This is a genomic window from Providencia sp. Me31A (assembly GCF_050487165.1).
Lineage (GTDB): Bacteria > Pseudomonadota > Gammaproteobacteria > Enterobacterales > Enterobacteriaceae > Providencia.
In genome coordinates, this window is sequence record NZ_JBKQGZ010000068.1 from 1 (window position 1) to 1,336 (window position 1,336).

Below are 1,336 nucleotides of genomic sequence, written 5' to 3' on the forward strand. Positions count from 1 at the left end.
AATCGTACCCCAAACCGACACAGGTGGTCAGGTAGAGAATACTCAGGCGCTTGAGAGAACTCGGGTGAAGGAACTAGGCAAAATGGTGCCGTAACTTCGGGAGAAGGCACGCTGGCATTAGGTGAAGTGATTTACTCATGGAGCCGAAGCCAGTCGCAGATACCAGCTGGCTGCAACTGTTTATTAAAAACACAGCACTGTGCAAACACGAAAGTGGACGTATACGGTGTGACGCCTGCCCGGTGCTGGAAGGTTAATTGATGGGGTTATCCGTAAGGAGAAGCTCTTGATCGAAGCCCCAGTAAACGGCGGCCGTAACTATAACGGTCCTAAGGTAGCGAAATTCCTTGTCGGGTAAGTTCCGACCTGCACGAATGGCGTAATGATGGCCAGGCTGTCTCCACCCGAGACTCAGTGAAATTGAACTCGCTGTGAAGATGCAGTGTACCCGCGGCAAGACGGAAAGACCCCGTGAACCTTTACTATAGCTTGACACTGAACATTGAGCCTTGATGTGTAGGATAGGTGGGAGGCTTTGAAGCGTGGACGCCAGTCTGCGTGGAGCCAACCTTGAAATACCACCCTTTAATGTTTGATGTTCTAACGTTGCCCCATAATCTGGGGTGCGGACAGTGTCTGGTGGGTAGTTTGACTGGGGCGGTCTCCTCCCAAAGAGTAACGGAGGAGCACGAAGGTTGGCTAAGCATGGTCGGACATCATGCGGTTAGTGCAAAGGCATAAGCCAGCTTGACTGCGAGAGTGACGGCTCGAGCAGGTACGAAAGTAGGTCTTAGTGATCCGGTGGTTCTGAATGGAAGGGCCATCGCTCAACGGATAAAAGGTACTCCGGGGATAACAGGCTGATACCGCCCAAGAGTTCATATCGACGGCGGTGTTTGGCACCTCGATGTCGGCTCATCACATCCTGGGGCTGAAGTAGGTCCCAAGGGTACGGCTGTTCGCCGTTTAAAGTGGTACGCGAGCTGGGTTTAGAACGTCGTGAGACAGTTCGGTCCCTATCTGCCGTGGGCGTTGGAAGATTGAAAGGGGCTGCTCCTAGTACGAGAGGACCGGAGTGGACGCACCACTGGTGTTCGGGTTGTCATGCCAATGGCATTGCCCGGTAGCTAAGTGCGGAAGAGATAACCGCTGAAAGCATCTAAGCGGGAAACTTGCCTTGAGATGAGTCTTCCCTGACCCTTTAAGGGTCCTAAAGGAACGTTTAAGACTAAGACGTTGATAGGTTGGGTGTGTAAGCATAGCGATATGTTGAGCTAACCAATACTAATGAACCGTGAGGCTTAACCTGACAACACCGAAGGTGTTTTAGAGAGAT

Annotated in this window: 1 rRNA gene; it reads left to right on the forward strand. The window is 51.9% G+C overall.

Features of this window, described 5'->3' with window-relative positions:
• Nucleotides 1-1,309: ribosomal RNA gene (locus tag ACLPIE_RS22475) — 23S ribosomal RNA — on the forward strand; the annotation flags it as partial.
• Nucleotides 1,310-1,336 lie beyond the last annotated feature (27 nt).